This window comes from Rhodohalobacter halophilus, assembly GCF_001715195.1.
GTDB lineage: Bacteria > Bacteroidota > Rhodothermia > Balneolales > Balneolaceae > Rhodohalobacter > Rhodohalobacter halophilus.
The window spans coordinates 61,672-80,787 of sequence record NZ_MDWE01000042.1 but is presented as its reverse complement, the minus strand read 5'-3'; the positions used below and the strand labels follow the sequence as shown (position 1 = coordinate 80,787).

Genomic DNA, 19,116 nt, shown 5'->3' with positions numbered 1-19,116 from the left:
TTTTAAATAACCCAAGCAAGAAACCCCCCAAAAAGGGGGTCATTTTATGAACGCGAAGCGATATTTAGAGGGATGTCCAACGAATTTTTACACATTCTGATAAATATCCACCTAAATCCCCCCTTTAATTAGGCGGGCTTTTGCATTCAATTTTCAACAATCGAACTCAGGCTATCACGAAGCAGCAGTATTGAACCCCGTTCGGGGTTCTTGATTGGATATTGACGCTGTTTCCCCGACTTTCAGTCGAGGCTAATTCATTGGATCCGCTAATGGCGGTTCACTTAAAAAGAAGAAAATTGATTAAGAAATTATTTCTGATATATGATGTTTTTGAAACTTGGTGGGGACCTGTAAGAGTTGTCAGATAGAAAAACTCGAAGTTTCAAATGGAAAGACCTGTCAGGTTTTGGAAACCTGACAGGTCTGATATCAATAGATTAACAAGTCCTTACAAAAATTACTCAAACATCTTTTCAGCATCTGAGGCGAGTGAAAGAACAGCGTTGGTATACAATTGAGAGGGATTATAACGGTATACCGCCCGTTCTACACTTCCGGTGATTTTCTTAAAATGAGCAAGGTAATTTGCAACCGAAAGAATATTATTCTCCATGCTTGTTAAATCATTGCCAACCCACCATCTGTTCAGAGAATAGGGGATGAATTGAGCATAAGTCATTGCACCGGCGTAGCTCGATTTTAACTCAAATACATCCATTTCACGCTCGGCGGTAAATTTTAAAAGCTCTTCAAGCTGAGCAGTTGCAAATTCGGACCGGTAGTTTTCAGCGATCATCGATACATAGGCGTTCAGTGGATTATAACGGCCGGTATTTTTGCCAAAATCGGATTCGACACCGATAATTGCTGCTATCACATATTTTGGAATACCATACTCTTGTTCAGCTCGATTGAGTTGATCCCGGTTTGATTCTATAAAATTTCGAATGTTGCTTTTTTTGACGTCGTATCCCAGAATGACTTTATACTCATCCAGAGTAGGAGATTTTCGCTCTGCAGATCGTGTAAACCGTTGTGTGATTCCTTCATAGAGCTCAAAACGGGAATCTTCCAGTAAACTTTTCAGATCGTAACCTTTACGATCCATCTGATCCACGAGGGCTTTCAGATTTTTTGTTCGCTCAGGGTCAATACTATGCGAGACGAACGAGAATTCCGGTCCGGATTGACCGTGAAGGCCGTTTAGATTGAGAGTAAATGCAAAAACAAGTATTGCTGATAAGAAAATAGAAGCGGTAGTAACTTTTTTGATCATAGAGCTGAAGATATGGGGATGATGATGTTTCTACTTAATTATACAAAAACCGGAACTGATATCAAGCAAATCTGTAAGTTTGAACAGATTTTACAATTCACATATGCAGATAACAGAATTGGAAGTTAAAATCGTATATAATTTTGTGGATCCACCGGTTCCCCATCGCGCCTGACCTCAAAATGAAGGTGAACCCCGGTAACAATTCCGCTATTGCCGGCCTGACCAATAACCTGACCTCTTCTAACGCGATCACCCTCTTTTACCAAAATTCGGTTCAAATGCGCATATACCGTCGTGTATTCCCGGCCGTGCCTAATTACAATTTTTCGTCCGTAACTGGCTGTGGAACTGGTTTCCTCAATAACACCGTCTGCTGCTGCCAGGACGTCATCGCCGCGGTTTGCGTCCAGGTCTATGCCCTCATGCGGTCGTCCCCAGCGAGGGCCAAATGGAGATGTGATGAGTGCATTTGGTTTTGGTGATTCAAATTGCAATCCGCTGACGCTCATTAAAGTGGATGGCCGCCCGGAGGAATTGATCCTCTCTAATCGGTTTTTATCATTCCATGGGATACTCACCGAAAAACCAATAGAAAATGTAACCGGGCGGAAGTCGATCTTTGAAGCAACAGGGATATTGTCTGAATTGTTGGAGGGGCGAAAACCTTGATCCGTGAAAGAGTGGGTCTTGATTTCAGCCTGAATCCGGAAATTGTTGAGCAGATAGTATTTTGCACCAAAAGTAAACCCGCCGCTGAAAATTTCTGCCTGGTTTTCCTCTTCAATCCAGTAGGGATTTGGATCAAAATCATCAGGGGAGTAACTTTTAAAGTTGATATTCCAGGTATAACCACCGTGAATACCTGTGTACGCACCAAAATTATTCCACTGTACTCCAAGATTCAGACCAAGTGTGGTTCTGTTAAAGTTGATTGGCCCGCCGTGAAATGCACTTTCAGCATTATTGACCAGTACAGATCCGGTTCCGCTTAGATAGAGCCGGTAGAGCAGATATCGTTCCAGTTCGACTTCCAGAAGCCCCTTTCGGGTAGGTTCAATCTGACCGTAGTAGTCGCTGTTTGGGGTGATCTCCATTCCGAAATTTTGAATAGTGTATCCGGCTGAGAATCGCCAGTCCTGGGCAAAGCTCAGGGCCGGCAGAAATATCAGGAATAGAAAAGCATAGAGTATTTTTTTTGACATTGATGCTGCTAATAATCCTTAAACAATTCAGAGACCGGAAACCACTGGCTGCTATCCTTGATGTTCAGCGCTTCACGTGTGTTTAGAGCTTCTAAAATTCCTTGAAATGAGATGACTATTCTCTTATCATCAATATGACCGAATATTCGATGCTTTCCTCCAAAAGTTCCACTTTTGATGTCGATAATTTCCCAAGGTTCAATCGGATAGTAGTACTGTCTGTAATAGGCAATGTTTGATATATCAGGATCACGTTCATAACGGGCTACTGCAGGTGTGAAATTTACACTCTTGAAATTGGATTCATCGATAAAGCTCAAGAAGTTGAATTCAAAATCATCACCGTTTCGTTTTGCAGTGATAAAATCTGGAAAGTCATTTTGGGTGAGATTCGTTTGCCAGCAGTAATCAAATTCAATCTGCTTGCTAAGGTCTGAAGTACATGCAGACAGAAAACGATGGCTCACAAAACTCCGTGGGATTTCCTCACCGCTTTTCAGGAGATCAGCCATGAGTGTATGGGCCTGATTATTCATTTCCATTAAAAGAGAATCCTGCTCAGAACGATTTTCACTTCGAACGGAACGGATCATATTGGTGGAAATTCGACTCAACTTATACGGGAGAGTACCTTCATTAGGATTCTGAATATGTCCGGTAACCGGCCCGAAAACTTTAGATTCGAAATTGTAGGTTACACCTCCCGTGCTGATCCTTCGGTCAACGTAATATCTGCTAGCCAGTATCATTTCTGACCAAACATCGTGCAAAATTTTTGCAAGTGAATCTTCAATTTTCAACGTTCGTTTCTTTACAGAAATCGTATCCACGGATTCAAAAGATTGTCTGCTGCACGTTCTTTCACCACCTGTTCTGGGACGGCTTTCCACAGAATGCGCATCTTCACAGGGAACCTCAATCCAGCTCGAATACCAGATGCTCTCCTCAGGCTGCAAATGAAACAGATAGTTGCCGGTAGAATCAGATTTTAATCCGGCCATGGTTTCAATTCCATATTTACTGCTAATTTGAACACTGAACTTCACATCCCGTTTATATGCATCACTGAAAACGGTCCGAAGTGCATTTGCATAAGAGTGATTATAAACATGAGAGTTTCCCGGAATCAGATACTCCTGAGTCAATGCAATCTCCGGGAGTATGAAAACCAGGAAGATGATTAGTAAACTAAACTTTTTCATAAAATTTTGTTTAGTTGTTGGCTATTTCAAATCAATAATACTCTGCCGTTCCCGGTTCACAGTTAGCTTGGTAACATCCGGACGGGAGTAGTGTCCGCTGGGATCAAAGTTTTGTCGTTCCTCGTAAACCCGGTTTATGTCGAGTTCGGCAGTGATGAGCTTTTCCTCGTTCATCACCGGCTCCACAACCCACTCACCGCGAGGATCTGATATACAGGAACCGCCGTCGGTGAGTACATCCGGTACATTTTCCATTATGAGATCGTAATGGGGAGTATTTTTTGGGAAATCATTTTTGGTCATGAGTGCAGAACATGAGATCACATAAGAACGCGACTCTTTGGCTATGAACCGGGTGATATCATGCGTATTTCGGTAGCTTCCGGGCCAGACAGCCACGTGCAGATTTTCGCCCTGTCCGTAAAGTGTTGCGCGGGGGAGCGGCATCCAGTTCTCCCAGCAGTTCAATCCGCCCACAGTGAACTCTTCCAGCTCATGTACGCACAAACCGTTTCCATCACCGGGCGACCAGGTCAGGCGCTCCTCATATGTTGGTTGTAATTTCCTGTGAACAGACTTGATTTCTCCGTTTGGGTTGATGTACACCAAAGAGCAGTAGAGGCTATGATTACCGCGATCACCCGCACGCTCGATGATGCCCAGGTACACAGCCATGTTATACGTCTCAGTAACCTTGCAAACTTCATTCAGATCTCCCTTCTCAAGCTGAATCGAATTTTTGATGTAGTGTGCGTGAATTTCCTTCTGAACGGTTGAATCCCATGCGGCGCCGTTTGTGTATCCGATCCAATGGGGATAGCCCGGAACAACTCCCTCTCCAAATACTACAAGGTCAGCGTTCTTTTTACCGGCTTGATGAAGAAGATCGATCACTTTCTCCAGAGTTTTCTCTTTGTTTAGCCAAATAGGTGTCATTTGAGCGAGGGCAACTTTCAGCATTTTCCTGGAATTTTGAATCATTCATAGTAGAGATACGTACCTGCAAATTGGTCGGTACATTATTGTTAATGTAAGGAAAAACAATTACTCTGAATTTGAAAATTGTGAAATAGAAACGAATTATGAGAACGGAGAAGAGAAAAAAGCGTACAAGTTTGAATCAAGACCGTTCTGAAGCGGATGGCTCATCAATATGGGAAAAGTTCTCCACAGAAAAATATCCGGATACTGATTTTATTGATCGGTTGATTCGCTTTGGGGTGTCCATTATCTCTGCAGGTTTTACGAGTGGATTGTTAGCCGGTGTCATCGAAGGTATTACGGAGTTTAATCTGTCATTTGGTTCACCTGTCTCGTTGGGATTATTTACGATTTTGTTTATCTCGTTTTGGGTGTTTTTTTCCAATGTTGGTCGGTTCAAAAATAAATAAAGATTTACCGGTGGGGATAAGATTTAATATCTGAAGAAAAATAGTTGGGAAAAGTGATAGTAAACTCACTTCCATCATTCGCCAAGACTACTGCAGGCAAGAGAGGGAGCATGACTTCAAAACGAGTTTTTACTTTAAATTTAAAACTGAAGGTAAACCAGTTTGTGAGTCCCTTCCATGATGATTGCTTTTGCGAGTTAGGGAGGGGTGAGTTTAATGGAATGGAAGTTGATAGAATAATTGTTTAATATTAAACAAAAACAACAAGTCATTTTAACTTATGGAATTTGGTATTTATACCTTTGTAGAGAACACACCTCATCCAAAGATGGATGGGAAACTGAGCAATGAGCAGCGTATGCAAAACCTGCTGGAGGAGGCTGAGCTGGCCGATCAGCTCGGGCTTGATGTCTTTGCCGTTGGCGAACATCATCGTGAAGAGTATGTTTCGTCATCACCCTCTACAATTCTCTCCGCAATTGCCGCCAGAACTGAACAGATTAAACTTTCAAGCGCGGTAACTGTGCTGGGCTCTGAAGACCCGGTCCGGGTCTATCAACAGTTTTCCACCATCGACCTGATTTCGAAGGGAAGGGCAGAGATCATGGTTGGACGGGGTTCGTTTATCGAATCGTTTCCGCTGTTTGGATATGAACTGAACAACTATGAACCGCTTTTTGAGGAGAAGTTGGAACTGCTCCTGAAACTGCGTGATAGCGAAAAAATCACTTGGAGCGGAAAGTACAGACCCGCCATTGACGATCGCGGAGTTTATCCGCAACCGGCCCAGGACAAGATCCCTGTTTGGAGAGCCGTCGGCGGAACACCAAAATCAGCTTACAGAGCGGGTCAGCTGGGAATACCGATGGCCATCGCGATCATTGGCGGATATCCGGAGCAGTTCAAACAGATGGCCCAGATTCATGAACAAGCTGCCAAAGAACACGGACACGGAAGACTTCCGGTTAGCATTAATTCACACGGATTCATTGCCGATACAACTGAAGAGGCTTATGATATTGCGTTTCCAGCGTTTAAACTTACGATGGATCGAATCGGACGCGAACGTGGTTGGCCGCCAATGAGCCGGCAACAGTTTGAGGCGTCCTGCACATTAAGAGGTGCAAATGCCGTGGGCAATCCGCAGCAGATCATCGATAAAATTCTCTATCAGCACAAGATTTTTGGTCACGACCGTTTTCTGTTACAGATGAGCGTGGGTAGCGTGCCGCATGAGAAACTGCTTCGATCGATCGAGCTTTTTGCAACCGAGGTGGCTCCGGTCGTACGCGAGGAGATCGCAAAGCGTGAACCGGCAAATCAGGATTAGGAGAGAAGAAAAACGTAAGAGGCATTAAGTTGATTGCTCAAAGTCTGCGAATCTCTGCGGAAGAATCAGCGCAACTCTGCGAGAAATAGAATGATATTTCTTTTGAATAGTTAATCTATCAATTAAGAACGAAGTACAGTAGATAAGATGTTTAAAATCACAAGACTCTACAGTGACGAAAACGGCGACAGCCGATTTGAGGAAACCGAAATCCCACTCAATGATGCCGGAGATATCGGTGCTCTCTCTGATGCCGTTTCGGCTAAAGAAGTAATCTTTAGGGAGGTCGATCCTTCTTATGATTACGATTTCCATAATGCTCCTCAGCGTCAGTACATCATTTTGTTGGATGGAGAAATTGAGATCGAAACCTCTCTCGGTGAAAAACGAAAATTTGGGGCCGGTGAGATTCTGCTCGTAGAAGATACCACAGGGAAAGGCCACAAAACACGGAACTTGACTCCCATCCGAAGAAAGTCCGTTTTCATTACCCTGCTTGATGAATAGATTTCTGAGAGATTACAAAAACGTTTCTTTTGCAAGAAGGTAAATTGTAGCCACGGAATCACGGAAATGCATTGAATTTTTCTTCTATGATTCAGAGGATTATTTATTCTACACACTGCCGGATACATTAGCTAAATTACTGTTTATCAATAAGTAGATAAAGGTAAATAGTCCTATAAATGATTTAATGAACTCCCCTATTTGTGGAGTTCATTTGCGACATAGAGAGGGGCAGGGGGGTAAGTTAGAAAAGGAGGGGAGATACTCACCCGAATCTTTTGACCTTTAATCAATAAAACAGAGTATTCCATTTGAGACGGACGGTTAGCCACAGAATCACGGAATTTAACTGAACATTGACAACGATTCCGCGCTTCCGTGGCTAAATAATTTTACCTGCTTACAGTCTGAGCGTTATCCTGCACCTCCAGTCGCACCGCCTCCGGCCGAACCCGTGCTTGCTCCACCGCTGCTGCCCGAGGCACTGCTGAATGACGAACTGCTGGTAGATGCGAGTGTTGCTAAAGCAGCCGCTGCCGTTGCAGGAGAGTGGGATGAGCCTCGATTGGTTTTAATCCAGCGAAACAGGTGATCTGTGTTGGTGTCGTACGAGGATTGAATCAGGTTGTCGAGCTGTTTTTTGGAAAGGTGTAGTGCCGTTGCGTAGACAAAATGGACATCCAGCAGCTCCATTCGAATCGTCCGTTCATCCGCATTTTTCAAGCCGTCCCGATAGGCTTTCCATCGCTGAAATTTCTCTTCACCCTCTTTTGTGTGTCGAATAATTGCAATGGAAGCCACCGAAAAGATAAACGCGATTACTAATGAAATGATGGCAATCGGACCGGCAAGTATCAACAAAATGATAGACGCAATGTCAATGAGTATCTGTCCGGCAACATTGATATACACTCCTGTATAGCTGTTTTGATCAATCCAGCCTTTCTCATCAAAAACCTGTTTGACCTCTTTTTTCCACTTGTGAAACCATTTTGCCACTTTTGAACTGCTGCCGGTGAATAGCTTCTCAAACGAAGTGCTTCCTAAATGAGTGCGTGATTTTACAAATGAATAAACCATCTGCTCCCATTTTGGGAGTTCCTCGTCAGGCTCATTGTCGGTAACGGAGATATAGAACTCACTCTTTGCTGAAGAGAGGAATGAGGCTTCTTTCTCCTGTTCCTCAATATTAAACCAGCCACGCCGTGCCAGATCAAAAATGGTAGCCACAAGATGATTTCCTGTTGTATGGCGGGAGCTCATCAATCTTCCGATGATTGCCGGGGGAGTGCGGTCGGGCAGTACAACGGTTTCTCGATTGGATATCGTTGCAGTGGAGTGTCGCTTCCCAAACCGCTGATAACAGAAAAAGAAAATACCAAAGCTGAGGAGTGAGAGCAGGATCGTCACCGGAGTGGCAATTTCAGCAAAAAAGGCATCCCGCTCCGCCTGCCTTTGAAGCATTTCATCATATTCGGCCTCCTCCTGAATAATTTGACTGAGATCAAGGTTTGGATCGGAGATCTCAATCAAATCGGATTGGAACAGGTTGGTCGGGAAGAGCGCACGGATAGCCACATTCTGATTTCTGTTGACTCGCCCGGAGGTGAGCGTAAATCCCGATTCGGATTCAATCAGTTCTGAATCGCTGGCAGAACTGTAGTTCCAGCTATAGAGTGAATCTGCCGAGGTTTGACCGGGCAGCTGAATTGAAACTTCAGATCTCCCAACGACTTTATCCCTGCCATCACCGATAAAGATCCAGTAAAATTCGCTGTATTCGGGACCGATGGAAATTGCGTTTTCAAGTTCGTAGTGAATGGTAAACGTTCGAATCTCGTCCGAGGCATCGTAGTGCCACTTAATCACAATCAGATCATCCGACTCCGAAACGGAGAATGTGCCGGTTTCTTCGCTGTTCTCGTTGATGTAAAAGTCATCGTCTTCTGATACACGGATATCCCGTATTTCTGAGAATCCTCGTTTAGGAAGGCGGTAATCAGCCCAGCTGAAAGTGCCTCGGTAGTTATAGGTTCGGCTCTCTTCAATGGAAACTGTCCCATTTTCCTGAATAATTACTTGAACATTGATTTCAGGCATAGAGTAATCCTGAGCCAGTGCCTGATACAGGGGCACCATCATAAAGAGAAGAGAGAGGAGAATTTTTGTCATGTACTTTATTATACTGTTCATTTCAATTGATATAGGTTATTCGATGGCTTCTATATCTATTATGCGTATTTCCGGGAACTTTACTCCCCAACCTCTCGTGGTTTCATTACCGGTGATATGAAAATCAGCGATTACGTCAAACGGTTCAATAAAACGAAGTTCAAAATCGATCCGTCTGTTCTCTTCAATCCGGACAATTTCCTGTTCACCCCTTTCCCACATCTTCGTATCCATTCCAGGCCGAGACGGCTCCGACGGTACCATCCGTGCCCCTGTACTCTTGCTTCATATTCGGATCCATTGTTCCCCAGACGCTAAACTCATCCTGATTTTTCAGGTACCGAATGTGTTCAAAAATCACCGGAGTTGACTTGTCAATTACAATAGATCGCTCTACGGTATATTCGGTGTCTGTTGCAAATGCTGCAACCAGAACGAAAGCTACAAAAAGCCCCAAAACGATGGTGGCCATCTTTAGAAATTTGATCAGTTTCGTTAACATCTTCGTTCTCCTGAAGTATTGATTTATGTGGAAGAGGTAATTAAAAGTACAATTTATTATCAATTATGGAATATGGGGAAGTAGTTGATTCTCAGTATATACTGAGAATGGAAAGATATTTTTTTTGCAGGACATGAAACAGAAAACAGTGACTAAGAATGCGCGATATTATTTCGACAATCAATTTTGTATATTCAGGTCTAAAAATTGTCAGACTCTCTTTTAAAGGGTATAACCAAGGATTCAATTCAACACCTAACGTCTAATTAGTGTACGATGTTTTCGACTTCATGCCACTACGGGTTGCAAGCCATGATTTATATTGCGCTGCACTCATCGGATAATAAAAATATAGATTTAGGCCAGATTGCAGAAAAGCAGGAGATACCGAAGCATTTTCTCAGTAAAATCTTGCAGATGCTGGTTAAAAATGGATTGCTAAGATCTATGAAGGGGCCAACCGGCGGATTTAGTTTGAGCCGTCCTGCTGATGAACTCACTCTGATCGAAGTTATTGACGCTATTGACGGATTAGACGTATTTACCCAATGCGGCATCGGATTTAAAAAATGTGATGACAATCACCCATGCCCGATACATAATGACTATAAGCCCGTCCGCAATAAAATCCGTGAACTGTTCGAAAATAAAACGCTTCTTGAACTAACGGAAGATGTTGAGAGAGGAGAAAGTTTTGTGAACCTGACTTCGAAATGATCTTATAAACCTTCATTATAAAGTTGGCGTAGTTATGAATCCTACAGTTATTGTAACAGGTGCATCAAATGGAATCGGAAAAGCTATTGCCAAGGTTTTTGCCTCCAACTACTTCAATGTTGTACTTGCCGATGTGGATGAAGAAAATGGATTTCTGCTGCAGGATGAACTGCTGAGCGAGGGCAGACAGGCACAATTTATCCGATGTGATGTATCAGACCCCAAGTCGATTCAAAACCTGGTGAAGGAAACGCTCAAGAGGTATTCAACTATAGATGTATTAATCAACAATGCAGGTATTTCAGAGTTTATTCGCCCGGATGAACTGTCGGTTGAAAAGTGGGATCAGATCTTGAATACCAATTTGAGAGCCAGTTTTCTGCTTACCCGGGAAGTAGTACCGCATATGAAGAAAACGAAGAAAGGATCTGTTGTTAATATTGCTTCCACTCGTGCAATAATGTCTGAGAAGAATTCAGAAGCTTATGCCGCATCAAAAGGAGGGTTGCAGGCACTTACACACGCTCAGGCTGTATCCCACTCAAAAGAGAACATTACGGTAAACTGTATCAGTCCCGGCTGGATTCATACCGGCGATTACAACCAACTGCGCGATATTGACCATGAGCAGCATCCCTCAAAACGAGTGGGTAAACCGGAAGATGTTGCCCGTGCCTGTCTGTTTTTAACCGATCCAGAAAATGATTTCATTAACGGAGAGAATCTTGTGATGGATGGCGGGATGACGCGTAAAATGATTTATGAACATTAAGCTCATATTTATCGCAATACAATCGGACATCTCACTTCAGCCGGAGCAATCACTTCCACAACATCATCGTAGTCTGCATAAAACTCAAACTGAGACATCTCCATTCTGCTTCGGATTTTCTGAGGATCGTAATTGTCGACGTACGATTTTGAGATTTTGAATCCGGTTATGGTGAGGGCGTATATTCCGGAGAGATAAGGTTTACCGTCAGCCGGATCACATTTTGGCGCATTGCGCCACGCATTTTCGATAGAGAAATCATCGTTAAGCTGTTTGAAGTCTACCTGAAATCCTTGAGTGAGCTCAAACTGACAAGCCTGGTTTGTACGGCTGTCAAATGTGATGGGAGCGTTGGGACTGTATTGATAGATCAACCCGCTGATTACTTTTGAGCCGGTGTAATAGTAAAAGCGCTCGTCTTCGTATGTGAGCGAAAATTCGGGGTCATCATCCGGTTTACAGTAACTATAGATTGACTGAAATTTTGTAACAGCTTGTTGAACTGAAACAAAACTGGTGTCAGTTTCAGTAGCAGTTAAGAAAGATGTCAGGCCAATCAGAGATGCCAATAGTAACAATTTAAGCATAAACTGAGCTTTTTTGAGCGTACCCTTTTTTTCTTTGTGAAAGAAAATAGTTGATTTGTAGCAAGATCCGTAATTAAAAAAAGAAAAGGAGCCCCGGTCAAAGGAACTCCTTTTTGATTTAGCAATCTATAGAATAGGCAGAGAAAGCCCATCTATGGTTTTAAAGCAATCATAAATCCAATTGAAAGAGGTGGATTAGTCCATGATTTTTCTTAAGAAAGCGGGCTGATCTGTATCGCGCTTGTCAATTCGCTCATTTCGATCAGACAGCGTTGTATTGTCGTTACTCGCCTTCTTGCGTTCAATTGATTCGCGGTGCTGCATATCATCATCCGCCTGAACATCTTCCTGAGAACGCATATGTTTTACCTCTCGCCTGTGGATGGCAGGAGTGTCGAGGTTTTTGAGGTTCTTTTCTCCTTTGTAGAAGTCCCCTTCAAACGTGCTGTCGTGCCGCCGGGCGATATCACTTGCTTTTGGCAGTTTAGCACTCTTCGTGTTTGAAACCGGTTCATTCTTTCGGCTTGGAGCAACACGTGCCTGTGTTTTATCTTCGCTCAATTCAAAGCCGGTTGCAATAACCGTTACTCTCAGTTCATCTTCAAAGGAGTCGTCCAGAACGGTACCGAGTATAATTTCAGCATCGTCTCCGGCCTCCTGCTGGATGATACTGGTTGCGGTAGTCGTTTCGCGCATTCCAAGATTTGCGCCTGCTGAAATATTGACAAGTACGTTACGGGCACCGCGAATACTCACACCATCAAGCAGGGGAGAGTTGATCGCTTCCCGGGCGGCAATCTCTGCTCTGTCGGGGCCGCTTGCGGTAGCTGAGCCCATAATAGCGGCTCCACCGTCAATCATTGTTGTGCGAACATCGGCAAAGTCGAGGTTGATCAGGCCTGGCATTAAGATCAGATCTGAAATACCACGGGTTGCGTTATAAAGAACATGGTTGGCCTGCTCAAACGCTTCCACCAACGATGTGTTTTCATCCGAGATGTCGAGTAGACGTTCGTTAGGAATAACGATGACTGTATCGCAATTTTTCTTCAATTCGGTAATTCCCTCCAGGGCGTATTTCATACGCACTTTTCCTTCAACCTGGAAGGGGGTGGTTACCACACCAACCGTTAAAATTCCCTTTCGTTTGGCAATTCCGGCTACAACAGGCGCACCCCCTGTACCGGTGCCACCGCCCATGCCTGCAGTAATAAATACCATATCTGCAGAGTCGACGGCTTCATCAATTTCATGCCGATTCTCTTCAACCGCTTCACGACCAATTTCGGGCCGTGCACCGGCTCCCAGACCTGATGTAAGATTAGACCCAACCTGAACCGTGATATCGGCCATATTGTTCTTCAATGCCTGCGCATCGGTATTCAGGGCAATGTATTCAACACTATCCAATCCTTTCTGGATCATGTTGTTTACGGCGTTACCGCCACCGCCACCGACTCCGATGACCTTTATTTTCGCATTATCCTGACCTTTCTCGTCGAAGCTAAAGCGTGAGTTTTTGTATTCCATGGTTACTCCTTATTTATGATTGCTAATAGTTTGTCTGTAGATTGCTATTTGATTATTTATGATTTGATGCGAATCAGAGTTCTCTGAACCAGCTCTTCATGCGTTCTGTGATTTTGTTCATCACCTGTTCCACACTCGATCCTTTTGTGGACGATGGCACGATAGCCTGGCTCTCCGGTCCGCCGGATTTTATTGCGTGAAGCACTAAGCCCACGCTGGTTGCATACATCGGGCTGTTCACCTCTTCGATGAGTCCGCCTGACAAGCCGAGCGGCTTCCCGATTTTTGCATCGATGCCCAACACCTCATTGGCGAGAGGGCAGATGTTCTTGATCAAAGCTCCGCCACCGCTGAGTACGATCCCGGCGCTGAGAGAATCAGCATATCCGCTTCGTTTCACCTCAATGGCGATGATCTCAAGAATTTCTTCCATTCGGGCCTGAATGATCTTGGCCAGAATACTCTTTGTAATCTCTTTTGGTGGTCTGCCGGCAATACCCGGAATGGTAATCGATTCATCATCTTCAATTAGGTCAACAAAACACTCACCGTGCTGCTGTTTCAGCTTTTCGGCCTGGTCGTCAAGTACACTCAATCCCACTTTAATGTCGTCGGTTACCTTTTTGCCGGCAATGGCAATGACAGCGGTGTGACGGATTGTGTTGTCCTGGAAAACGGCTAAATCGGTTGTGCCGCCGCCAATGTCAACCAATACAACACCGGCCTCTTTCTCTTCGTCGTCAAGTACGGCGTAAGAACTGGCTAACGGCTCCAGAATGATGTCTGCGACCTGGAAACCGGCACGTTCCACACATCGATAGAGATTTTTTGCTGCAGAAACCAATCCGGTAATAATGTGAACTTCGGCCTCCATACGGATACCGCTCATTCCTACCGGGTCGCTGATACCATCCTGTCCGTCAACCACAAACTCCTGTGGTATCACATGCAGAATCTGTTGATCGGGCGGCAGCATAATGCGCTGGCAGTCTTCCAAGAGACGCTCAACATCCTGCACTGTAATCTCTTTGTCTTTATTATTGATGGTGATCACACCTTTACTCCTGATACTTCGGATATGATCGCCTGCAATTCCTACATTCACAGAATTGACTTCAATACCGGATGCGAGCTGAGCCTGCTCCACAGCAGTTTTAATAGCTTGAACCGTCTTATCGATATTTACCACCACACCGCGGTTCAACCCCTCACTGGGAGCTTTACCCACACCCAGAATGTGGATGCGGTCTCGTTCATCGATGGAAGCCACAACTGCACAAACTTTCGTCGTGCCAATGTCGAGGCCAACTACAATTCGTTCATTATCGTTTTCTATTTCCATAAGTCTACCGTCTTGTCTTGTTTGATTGCTAAATCAGTGTTATTTGAATTACAACTCTTTGGTCACAACCTGGTTTCTGAACCGTAGGTCTATTTGATTAAAGGATCCAATACCTTTTGTTGATACAACTTCCCGATAAAATGCCTGCCAGTGCTTGAGGGAGCTTTCATAGTTTGAATGGCCAAACAACAACTTAACACCATTTTCAGCCGTAAGGGCAACCACTCCTTCCCGATCATTCCATGCCACCTCGCTGAGGGTTATCCATCCAAACTCATTGTTCCGGGCAGCAACTAAAAACTCTTCCACTTTTTTATATGCATCTGAGTTTAATGTATCCTGTCGTGCAGCTGCATCAAACCCGTAGAGCAGCGGTACATCTTCAGTTTTTTCATGAATTACCGGAAGTTTTACTCCGCCTTTCGAGATGTAACTTCTCCGGTTTCCATCAATAAGCAGTGCCAGTGGCTTACGCTCTTTGATATTCATTTGAAGCTTTCCGCGAAAACCCATCGACAGATCAACGCTCTCAACATAGGGAAGCTGTTCTATGGTTTGCATCAACCGGCCGAAGTCGATGCTGTCAGCAAGCATACCAATCGGTGTGACTTCCTCAATGGACTGAGTGAGCTCCTCATCAGAAGTAAAGTAGTGACCGCTAAATACGACATCATCAATTCGGGTATTCTGCTCCATATAAACCCCGCCCAGCACGGCAAGACCTGCAATCAGCACAATTCCGGCGATGAGTGTGAGCGGACGCTTATTTCCGTTCGACTTGTTGCTATGTGATGAAGTTTTACTCAATGTTTACGCTTGTTGTTTGATTAATTCTGTGAACTGTTCACCGTATTTATAAATATCACCGGCACCCATAGTGATGATGATATCCCCGTCACGTACGATATTTTTCAGCCGGGCCGGGAGATCCCTTTTATCCCGAACATAGTGGACATCTTTATGCCCATAAGTCTTGGCTGCATCAGCGATGAGTTTTCCGGTAACGCCCTCAATGGGTGCTTCCCTGGATGGGTAAACATCAGTGATGACCAACACTTCCGCATCAAAGAAGGAGAGACCGAATTCCTGGTGCATCTCCTGAGTGCGAGAGTAGAGGTGAGGCTGGAATACAGCCACAATTCGTCGATCTTCCCATCCGCGCCGTGCCGCTTTGATTGTTGCCTGCACTTCGGTCGGGTGGTGCGCATAATCGTCAATCACCAAAATATTGTCGTGATCCATTTTTGGCTGAAATCTTCTGAACACACCTTTGAAGCGCTCCAGCCCTTTTTTGATGTCTTCAAACTCCATTCCCAGTTCCAGGCCAATAGCCACGGCTGCCAATGCATTTTTGATGTTATGATCGCCCGGCGCCATCAGCGCAATTTCTCCAATCGGTTCATCCTGATAGAGAACCGTAAATGTACTTCTGAATCCTTTTTGCCCGATACTTACAGCCCGGACCTCAGCCTGAGGAGTAAATCCGTAGGTGATGGTTCGGCGTTCAATTTCAGGCAGTATGCTTCGAACGTTTGGATCGTCTAGGCAAACGATTACCGCTCCATAGAACGGTACTTTGTTGGCAAATTCAATAAAGGCCTCCTTTACGTCGTCCAGGTCTTCATAAATGTCGAGATGCTCGGCTTCGATATTGGTGATCACCGCAAGTGAAGGGGATAGACGAAGAAATGTTCTGTCGAACTCATCCGCTTCCACAATGATAATATCCCCTTTACCAACTACTGCATTGGTTTTGTCGAAACTGTGCACGCGCCCACCCACAATAATCGTCGGGTCGTAATTTCCATCCTGAACCACATGACCGGCCAGGGTGGTGGTAGTGGTTTTGCCGTGCGTTCCTGCAATACCTATTCCATACTTCATCCGCATCAGTTCGGCGAGCATTTCAGACCGTTTAATAACCGGAATTTGAGCAGACAGAGCAGCTTTGGTCTCTTCATTCTCTTCAGCTTTGATCGCACTGGTGTAGACCACTACATCTGCACCTTCGATATTTGAAGCGCTGTGCCCCTGGAAAATCTTAGCTCCCAGCTCTTCCAAACGCTGGGTGGTGTCACTCAGGTTACTGTCTGAACCTGTAACAACATATCCGCGAAGCAGCAGGATCTCTGCGATACCACTCATGCCGATGCCGCCAATCCCCACCATGTGGATCTGTTTGGTTCGACCAAAAACCGGTTGTGTTTGAATCTTCTTACTCATACTTCCTGTTTCTGAACAATGTTGAAAATTTCTTCTGCGATGGTATTTGCTGCATGTGGTTTAGCCAGAGAGATCATGGCATCACTCATCTTTTTCAACTGTCCGCTATCATTAATCAGAGCGGTAACCTCAGTTGTAAACCTTTTTTCAAGCTCTATTTCCGGTAGTAGAACAGCTGCACCGGCTTCAACCATGGACGCGGCATTTTTAGCTTGATGATCTCCCGCAACGTTAGGGGAGGGCACCAGAATTGCCGGCTGACCCAGTATCATTAATTCGCTGCAGGTTCCGGCTCCGGCTCTGGTTACAACCAGATCGGCAGCACCGTATGCGGCCGGCATATCATCAATGTACTCCATAAGCCGCAGGTTGGGATAGTCGTCGGAATCAATCTCTTTTTTAAGATCGGAGAAGTAGCGTTTGCCACACTGCCAGATAATCTGCAAGCCGGCTCCATCATGAAGCTCATCCAGTTTCTCCTTCATGATGTTGTTGAGAGCCAGTGCTCCGCCGCTTCCTCCTAAAATCAACAGCACCGGGGCTGATTCATCAAAATCAAACGACGTTAATGCATCTTGACGGTCTGAGGTTGTAAGTTCACCGCGTACCGGATTTCCGCTTAATTTGATTTTATCAGCGGGGAGGTACTGTTTCGCACCTTCAAATGCGGTGAATATTGTAACGGCATGTTTTGCCAAAAGTCTGTTTGTAACACCGGGATAGCTATTCTGTTCCTGTAAAACTATCGGTACTCCAAGTTTTGCGGCAACCCAGCCAACCGGGCCTGCAGCAAACCCTCCGCATGCAACCATTATATCCGGTTTGAATGATCGGATGATGGAGTAACTTTGGATAATGCTGGTCAAGAGTTTAAAAGGGAACAGTAGATTTTGAGGGGTCAGCCTCCGGTGAAATCCGCTGATCCACACGCTTTTAATATCATAACCCGACTTTGGAACAGCTTGCCACTCCATACGGTCTCGTGTGCCTACAAACAGAATGTCTGCCTGCTGCTGAATCATACGCACGGCATCGGCAATGGCAATGGCCGGGTAGACGTGTCCACCGGTACCGCCGGCTGCAAGCAGAACCCTGATGGGTTCTGCCGCAACTGAACGGGTGTCTGTGGATGATATGTTCTTTTGAACCGTGGTCATTATCCGTTATAAAATCTGTTCTGCGTTTTCAGGTTGTGCTTTGAAATATTGAGTAAAATTCCAACCATCACGCCTGCAAATAGCATGCTGGTACCTCCATAGCTGATGAACGGCATCGGCAGTCCGGTAACCGGAAACAATCCCGTGGCCACGGCTGCATTCACAAATCCGTAAAGCGTAATCATTAAGGTAGCACCGAGTGCAAGAAGGGTGCCCAGCGAATCGGGAGCGAAGCGTGCAATCACTCCTACTCCCCGCCATAGAATGACAATAAAAATGAGCATAACTGCCGCAGAGCCAATCATACCGTACTCTTCAGCAATGATGGCAAAAATAAAATCGTTGTAGGGTGCAGGTAGAAAATCCCGCTGCGTACTTTTTCCAATACCAACACCTATGAGTCCGCCCCGGGCAATGGCAATATGGGCTTGCTGTGCCTGGTACCCGCTGCTCGATTCAAGGTTTTCGCTATTAATGTCTTTTACTTGTGTGATGTAGTTTGTCACACGGCTTGTTCTTTCCGGTGAACTCATGACAAGTGTGCTACCGCCAATAATTCCAATCAGAATTAAGCCGAAAAGCTGTACCGCACTAATTCGTCCTACAAACATCATGCAGATAGAAATTCCCATCAGAAGTGCCGCACTGCTAAAGTCTTCGAGTGCAATAAGGAAACAGGTGATGGTTACCCAGATCAAAATGGGTACAAAAGCCCGTTTAAAATCTTTGATATACTCCTGTTTTTCGTGGAGCAGAACGGCTACGTGAAGAATGAGGGCCATTGCTGCAAACGATGAAGGCTGGAACGAAAATCCTGCAATTGAGAGCGAACGGCGGGCGCCAAATACCATATCGCCATAGACCATAACAGCGATTAAGAGAATCCAGCTGAAGACGACCGCAATGCGGCTAAATCGTGCTAATACTCGATAATTAAGCTTTGAAGCCACAATCATGGCGATAAATGCAATCCCCAATTTAACAATATGGCTCGAAACCAGCGTAGCCGCAGAGGTACCGTGCGATTGCGCAAAATAGGCAATTGAGGAGTAGACGGCGATAGCGCCCACAGTCATCAACATAAATACACAGACTAGGATCACCCGGTCACTTCCCTGAACGGGAGTTTCGAGCTCTTCCTGCGTGGTGTTGAAGATGGATCCTACTTTGCTATTTGGTGTTGTATAGTACAAATTCAGT

19 protein-coding genes are annotated in these 19,116 nt (G+C 44.9%); 5 read left to right on the top strand and 14 right to left on the bottom strand.

Going from position 1 to position 19,116, the window contains the following annotated elements:
- Positions 1-460: 460 nt before the first annotated feature.
- The 4 genes from BG260_RS11500 to BG260_RS11485 form a co-directional block, all read right to left on the bottom strand.
- Positions 461-1,279 carry a lytic murein transglycosylase gene (locus BG260_RS11500; RefSeq protein ID WP_083750287.1) on the bottom strand — a complete coding sequence of 273 codons (819 nt, stop codon included), beginning with the start codon at positions 1,277-1,279 and terminating at the stop codon, positions 461-463.
- Positions 1,280-1,404: 125 nt separating this feature from the next.
- A complete protein-coding gene (locus tag BG260_RS11495) occupies positions 1,405-2,484 on the bottom strand; it encodes a M23 family metallopeptidase (protein WP_069132793.1) in 1,080 nt (359 codons plus the stop codon).
- 8 nt (positions 2,485-2,492) lie between these two features.
- Positions 2,493-3,686 (bottom strand): hypothetical protein, encoded by a 1,194-nt coding sequence (locus BG260_RS11490; RefSeq protein ID WP_069132791.1) that lies wholly within the window; start codon positions 3,684-3,686, stop codon positions 2,493-2,495.
- 21 nt (positions 3,687-3,707) lie between these two features.
- Positions 3,708-4,667 (bottom strand): carbon-nitrogen hydrolase family protein, encoded by a 960-nt coding sequence (locus tag BG260_RS11485; protein WP_069132789.1) that lies wholly within the window; start codon positions 4,665-4,667, stop codon positions 3,708-3,710.
- Between the two features lie 101 nt (positions 4,668-4,768).
- Here BG260_RS11485 and BG260_RS11480 point away from each other — a divergent pair, with 101 nt between their 5' ends.
- From BG260_RS11480 to BG260_RS11470, 3 genes are all read left to right on the top strand, one after another.
- Positions 4,769-5,077, top strand: coding sequence for a hypothetical protein (locus BG260_RS11480; protein WP_069132786.1), 309 nt, complete (start codon positions 4,769-4,771; stop codon positions 5,075-5,077).
- Positions 5,078-5,357: 280 nt separating this feature from the next.
- Positions 5,358-6,407: an Atu2307/SP_0267 family LLM class monooxygenase gene (locus BG260_RS11475; protein WP_069132784.1), complete on the top strand. Its 1,050-nt coding sequence runs from the start codon at positions 5,358-5,360 to the stop codon at positions 6,405-6,407.
- Between the two features lie 147 nt (positions 6,408-6,554).
- Complete coding sequence (locus BG260_RS11470; RefSeq protein ID WP_069132782.1) at positions 6,555-6,914, top strand: cupin domain-containing protein; 360 nt, start codon at positions 6,555-6,557, stop codon at positions 6,912-6,914.
- Between the two features lie 414 nt (positions 6,915-7,328).
- Here the strand turns inward: BG260_RS11470 and BG260_RS11465 are convergent, their stop codons facing one another.
- From BG260_RS11465 to BG260_RS11455, 3 genes are read right to left on the bottom strand one after another with little or no spacing between them, the layout of a single operon-like run.
- Entirely contained in the window at positions 7,329-9,086 is a 1,758-nt protein-coding gene (locus BG260_RS11465) for a DUF2207 domain-containing protein (RefSeq protein WP_069132780.1), read from the bottom strand.
- A 36-nt stretch (positions 9,087-9,122) separates the two neighbouring features.
- Entirely contained in the window at positions 9,123-9,320 is a 198-nt protein-coding gene (locus BG260_RS11460) for an SRPBCC family protein (RefSeq protein ID WP_141691590.1), read from the bottom strand.
- Positions 9,292-9,588: an SRPBCC family protein gene (locus BG260_RS11455; RefSeq protein WP_069132776.1), complete on the bottom strand. Its 297-nt coding sequence runs from the start codon at positions 9,586-9,588 to the stop codon at positions 9,292-9,294. The genes BG260_RS11460 and BG260_RS11455 overlap by 29 nt, the downstream gene beginning before the upstream one ends.
- A 276-nt stretch (positions 9,589-9,864) precedes the next feature.
- Between BG260_RS11455 and BG260_RS11450 the strand changes: the two genes are divergently transcribed.
- Both BG260_RS11450 and BG260_RS11445 read left to right on the top strand, forming a co-directional pair.
- Entirely contained in the window at positions 9,865-10,305 is a 441-nt protein-coding gene (locus BG260_RS11450; RefSeq protein ID WP_069132774.1) for an RrF2 family transcriptional regulator, read from the top strand.
- A 34-nt stretch (positions 10,306-10,339) separates the two neighbouring features.
- Positions 10,340-11,077 (top strand): SDR family NAD(P)-dependent oxidoreductase, encoded by a 738-nt coding sequence (locus BG260_RS11445; RefSeq protein WP_069132772.1) that lies wholly within the window; start codon positions 10,340-10,342, stop codon positions 11,075-11,077.
- Positions 11,078-11,085: 8 nt separating this feature from the next.
- Here the strand turns inward: BG260_RS11445 and BG260_RS11440 are convergent, their stop codons facing one another.
- From BG260_RS11440 to BG260_RS11410, 7 genes are all read right to left on the bottom strand, one after another.
- The gene (locus BG260_RS11440; RefSeq protein WP_069132770.1) at positions 11,086-11,664 is read right to left on the bottom strand and encodes a hypothetical protein; all 579 of its coding nucleotides are present in this window, start codon (positions 11,662-11,664) and stop codon (positions 11,086-11,088) included.
- A gap of 195 nt (positions 11,665-11,859) precedes the next feature.
- Positions 11,860-13,194, bottom strand: a complete 1,335-nt coding sequence (gene ftsZ, locus BG260_RS11435; protein ID WP_069132768.1) for a cell division protein FtsZ — start codon at positions 13,192-13,194, stop codon at positions 11,860-11,862.
- A 73-nt stretch (positions 13,195-13,267) separates the two neighbouring features.
- Positions 13,268-14,536: a cell division protein FtsA gene (ftsA, locus tag BG260_RS11430; protein WP_069132766.1), complete on the bottom strand. Its 1,269-nt coding sequence runs from the start codon at positions 14,534-14,536 to the stop codon at positions 13,268-13,270.
- Between the two features lie 48 nt (positions 14,537-14,584).
- Entirely contained in the window at positions 14,585-15,343 is a 759-nt protein-coding gene (locus BG260_RS11425) for a cell division protein FtsQ/DivIB (RefSeq protein ID WP_083750285.1), read from the bottom strand.
- Between the two features lie 3 nt (positions 15,344-15,346).
- The gene (gene murC / locus BG260_RS11420) at positions 15,347-16,759 is read right to left on the bottom strand and encodes a UDP-N-acetylmuramate--L-alanine ligase (protein ID WP_069132764.1); all 1,413 of its coding nucleotides are present in this window, start codon (positions 16,757-16,759) and stop codon (positions 15,347-15,349) included.
- Positions 16,756-17,916: an undecaprenyldiphospho-muramoylpentapeptide beta-N-acetylglucosaminyltransferase gene (gene murG / locus BG260_RS11415; protein ID WP_083750284.1), complete on the bottom strand. Its 1,161-nt coding sequence runs from the start codon at positions 17,914-17,916 to the stop codon at positions 16,756-16,758. The genes murC and murG overlap by 4 nt, the downstream gene beginning before the upstream one ends.
- The gene (locus BG260_RS11410; RefSeq protein ID WP_083750283.1) at positions 17,916-19,109 is read right to left on the bottom strand and encodes an FtsW/RodA/SpoVE family cell cycle protein; all 1,194 of its coding nucleotides are present in this window, start codon (positions 19,107-19,109) and stop codon (positions 17,916-17,918) included. The genes murG and BG260_RS11410 overlap by 1 nt, the downstream gene beginning before the upstream one ends.
- Between the last annotated feature and the right edge of the window lie 7 nt (positions 19,110-19,116).